Source organism: Streptomyces sp. SM10, from assembly GCF_002910915.1.
Lineage (GTDB): Bacteria > Actinomycetota > Actinomycetes > Streptomycetales > Streptomycetaceae > Streptomyces.
This window is the reverse complement of the sequence record NZ_NEUF01000061.1, coordinates 1-4909: the sequence shown is the minus strand read 5'-3', so window position 1 is coordinate 4909 and position 4909 is coordinate 1. Positions and strand designations below refer to the sequence as shown.

The window sequence follows — 4909 nt, the reverse complement described above, 5'->3', positions numbered from 1 at the left end:
AGCTCCAGGATCGCCCGGCTCCGCAACGCCACCACCCGCGCACCATCCTCCAGGGACAGCCCACCAGCCACACACGCCGCAGCGATCTCACCCTGCGAATGCCCCACCACCGCCGCAGGCACCACACCAGCCGCCCGCCACACCTCAGCCAGCGACACCATCACCGCCCACAACACCGGCTGCACCACATCAACCCGATCGAACCCAGGAGCACCCGCATCACCACGCAACACACCCAACAACGACCAGTCCGTGAACGGCTCCAACGCCACCGCACACTCCCGGATCCGCCCCGCGAACACCGGCGAAGACTCCATCAGACCCGCAGCCATACCCACCCACTGCGAACCCTGCCCCGGAAACACGAACACCGGAGCAACCGCACCCTCAGCCACACCCCGCACCACACCCGACCCGGAACGCCCCTCGGCCAACACAGCCAAGCCGGAACGGAGTTCATCCGAGTCCGCAGCGACGATCACCGCACGGTGCTCGAACCGCGACCGGCTCACGGCCAGTGCGTGTGCGAGATCCGGCACCGAGAGCTCAGGCGCGTCCGCCACCGCCTGTCCCAGGCGCGCGGCCTGGTCCCGCAGCGCACCCTCCGACTTCCCGGAGAGCACGAACGGCAGCACGGTGCCCGCAGGGGGCCCGGCCTCGACGGCGACTACGACGTCGTCATCCGGCGCCTGCTCGATGATGATGTGCGCGTTCGTCCCGCTGATGCCGAACGACGACACTCCTGCGCGCCTGGCCTCGCCCGTCTCCGGCCAGGCCGTCGACTCGGTCAGGAGGGCGACCGCCCCCGCTGTCCAGTCCACCTGCGAGGACGGAGTGTCCACATGCAGGGTCCGGGGCAGAACACCGTGACGGATGGCCTGCACCATCTTGATGATGCCTGCCACGCCCGCTGCGGACTGCGAGTGCCCGATGTTCGACTTGACCGACCCGAGCAGCAGCGGCCGGCCGTCCGTCCGCTCCCTCCCATAGGTGGCGAGGAGCGCCTGCGCCTCTATCGGGTCACCCAGCTTGGTGCCGGTCCCATGCGCCTCCACCGCGTCGACCCGCGCCGGGGACAGCCCGGCATTCGCCAGTGCCTGCCGGATCACACTCTGCTGGGAGGGGCCGTTCGGCGCCGTCAGGCCGTTGCTCGCACCGTCCTGGTTGACCGCCGACCCTCTCACCACCGCCAGCACCCGGTGCCCGTGGCGCCGAGCGTCGGAGAGCCGCTCCACGAGCACCATGCCGGCGCCCTCGGACCACCCCGTGCCGTCCGCCGCGTCCGCGAAGGCCTTGCAGCGGCCGTCGCCCGCCAGACCGCGCTGGCGGGAGAACTCCGCGAAGATCCCCGGGTTCGTCAGCACCGTCACACCGCCGGCGAGCGCCATGGAGCATTCGCCGGAGCGCAGGGCCTGCGTCGCCAGGTGCAGGGCGACCAGCGAGGACGAGCACGCCGTGTCCACCGTGACGGCGGGGCCCTCGAAGCCGAGGGTGTAGGAGACCCGGCCGGAGATGACACTGGTCGCGTTGCCGGTCAGGAGGTGCCCTTCGGTCCCCTCCGGCAGCCGCATTCCGACGCCGTAGCTGGACGAGGCGGTCCCTGCGAAGACTCCGATGTGGTGGCCCCGCACCGAGGCCGGATCGATTCCGGCGTGCTCGAATGCCTCCCAGGAGATCTCGAGCAGCAGCCGCTGCTGCGGGTCCATCGCCACGGCCTCCCGGGGCGAGATCCCGAAGAAGGCAGGGTCGAATTCCGCTACGTCGTAGAGGAATCCGCCTTCCAGCGTCGTCGACCCGCCGTCCTCGCCGCCCACCGCGTAGAGACGGTCCAGGTCCCATCCCCGGTCGGTGGGGAAGCCTGATATCCCGTCCCCGCCCGTGGCGACCAGCTGCCACAGGTCGTCGGCGCTCGCCACCCCGCCGGCGTACCGGCAGCTCATACCGACGATCGCGATCGGGTCGTCGTCCGCCGCCAGAGCGGTGGGCAGGGTGACAGGGGCATCGGGCTCTGTGCCCAGAACCTCTCCGAGTACGAAGTCGGAAAGGGCCCCGGGAGTGGGGTAGTCGAATATCAGCGTCGCGGGGAGCCGAAGGCCGGTGACCGCGTCGAGCCGATTCCGCAGTTCCACTGCGGTCAGGGAGTCGAAGCCCAGTTCCTTGAACGGCCGGTCGACACCCACCGTTTCGGTGCCGCTGTGGCCGAGGACCCCTGCGACCTGGGCGCGCACGACGTCCAGCAGGGCGGCCTCGCGCTCCTCCCGGGTGAGCCCGGCGAGCTTCTGCAACAACTTGAGCGAGCCGGCTACGGATCCAGCCCTGCGGCGCGAGCTCGTACGGACCAGTCCGCGGAACACGCCTGCGAGGGCTCCGACAGCAGCTTGTGCGCGCAGGGCCACGAGGTCCAGGTGTACAGGCACGAGCGTCGTGTGACCGCCGTCGAGTGCCGTGTCGAGGAGCGCGAGCCCTTCGTCGGCTGTCAGCGGGACCACTCCGGAGCGGCCCATCCTGCTCGTATCGCCGTCGTGCAGTCGTCCGACCATGCCGTCGGCGAGGTCCCACGGACCCCAGGCGAGCGAGGTGGCAGCGAGCCCGCGCCCCGCACGGTGCAGGGCGAGCGCGTCGAGGAAGGCGTTCGCCGCCGCGTAGTTGCCCTGGCCGAGGGAACCGAAGATTCCGGCGACCGAGGAGAACAGGACGAACATCGACAGGTCCATCTGCTCGGTGAGCTCGTGGAGGTGTACGGCCGCGTCGACCTTGGGGCGCAGTACGGTGTCCAGCCGCTCTGCGGTCAGCGAGGAGACGACGCCGTCGTCGACGACGCCGGCCGCGTGCACCACGCCCGTCAACGGGCGGTCTGAGGGGATCGACGCGAGGACGGCGGCCAGCTGTTGCCGGTCGGCGGCGTCACAGGCGGCCACTGCCACCTCGGCGCCGGCCGCCCTCAGCTCGGCGGCGAGTTCGGCGGCGCCCGGTGCCTCCGGGCCGCGGCGGCTGGTGAGCACCAGGCTGCGGACACCGTGCCGGGCCACGAGGTGCCGTGCGACCAGGGCACCGAGCGCGCCTGTCGCGCCGGTGACCAGAACAGTGCCGTGCGTCTTGGGTTCCGCTGTTTCCGGGCGTCGCGTCGACCGGGCCAGCCGGGGCGCGAAGGCACGGCCCTCACGGATCGCGACCTGTGGCTCTCCGCCTGCCAGCGTGGCCGCCAGGGCGCCGGACGAGTCGGCGTGGTCGTCCAGGTCGATGAGCAGCAGCCGACCGGGGTTCTCGGACTGGGCAGACCGTACGAGCCCCCAGGCGGTGGCACCGGCGAGGTCATCGGGTCCGCTGCCTCCGACTGCGACCGCCTCTCGGGTCACGACGGCCAGGGCGGCGTCCGCGAACCGGACGTCGCTCAACCACTCCTGCACGATCTCGAGAACCGCGTGGCTGGTTGCGTGCGTACGGGGGGTCAGATCGCCGTCGGCGACATCCAGGACGCAGAAGACGACATCGGGTATGTGGTCGAGGTCGGCGAGGTGGGCGTAGGCCGGTAGGTCGAGCGGGGCGAGCGCACCCGGCTCCCCCAGGACGGCCCAGGTACCCGCGGCGGCGTTGGACGGCAGCTTGACCGGCGTCCAGTCGAGAACGAAGAGCGAATCCTGTTCGCCGGAGTCGGTCCGGAGCTGCTCGGGCGTCACCGGAGTCATGACCACGGACTGCGCGGCGGCTACCGGCTCGCCGGTCTCGTCGGCCATGAATACGGCGACACCCCGCTCCGCCGGCCTGATCAGCACACGCAGGGCCTTGGCGCCCACCGCGGACAGTGTCACGCCCGACCACGAGGACGGCAGGCCACCGGCGGCCGGCTGGCAAGCTGCGGCCAACAGTGCGGGATGCAGGCCGTATCCCTGAGTCTCCGTTTCCTCGTCGAGTGCGACCTCTGCGAACAGCTCATCGCCTCGGCGCCATACCGCGTGCACCCCGCGGAACACGGGGCCGTAGTCGTGACCGGCGTCGGCCAGGTCGTCGTACACGCTCTGCACGGGAACCTGAGCGGCATCCTTCGGCGGCCATTCCGCGAACGCCAGCGGTGAGGAAGGGAGTTCATGAGAACGGGCCAGTACGCCTGCGGCGTGCAGTGTCCAGTCCGTCTCCGGGCCGCCTGCCGTGGGCCGCGCGTACACCTCCACCTTGCGCCGTCCGGTGCCGTCGTCCGCCGCGACGACCAACTGAACGCCGACCGCGTTGTGCTCGGGCAGGACGAGGGGGGTGCGTACGGTCATCGATTCCAGCAGCTCGGTGCCGAACCGTTCGCCCGCGTGGAGCGCCAACTCCACGAAGGCCGCACTCGGGACGACGACGGAACCCAGCACCAGGTGGTCCCCGAGCCAGGCGTGTGAATCGACGGACAGTCGCCCGGTGAACAGGAAGCCGTCGGTCCCGGCCAGCCGTACGCCGGCGCCCAGCAGCGGATGGTCGGAACGGCCCAGACCGGCTGCTGCCATGTCTCCGAGGGGAGCAGTGGGCGCGGAGAGCCAGTATCGCTCGTGCTGGAAGGCGTAGGTGGGCAGGTCGACCCGGCGGGCACCGGTGCCGGCGAAGTACGCCGCCCAGTCGACCACCGATCCGCGTACGTAAAGCTCCGCGAGCGCGGTGACGAGAGTCGTCGCTTCGTCGCGGTCCCTGCGCAGCACCGGAGCGAACACCGAGTCCTCGACACAGTCCTGCCCCATCGCGGACAGGACCCCGTCGGGGCCCAGCTCCAGGAACRYGGACACGCCCTGGTCCTGGAGGGTGCGCATCCCGTCGACGAAACGAACCGCCTCACGCACATGGCGCACCCAGTAGTCCGCCGAACCAACCTCGTCGTCTGCTACGACACGGCCGGTGACGTTCGAGACGATCGCGATCTCGGGCCGCTGGAAGGTCA

The 4909-nt window shown here is 70.8% G+C and carries 1 protein-coding gene; it reads right to left on the bottom strand.

Going from position 1 to position 4909, the window contains the following annotated elements:
• Positions 1 to 4909, bottom strand: a 4909-nt coding sequence (locus B9S57_RS08035; protein ID WP_146057728.1) for a type I polyketide synthase, incomplete at both ends; no start/stop codon positions are given.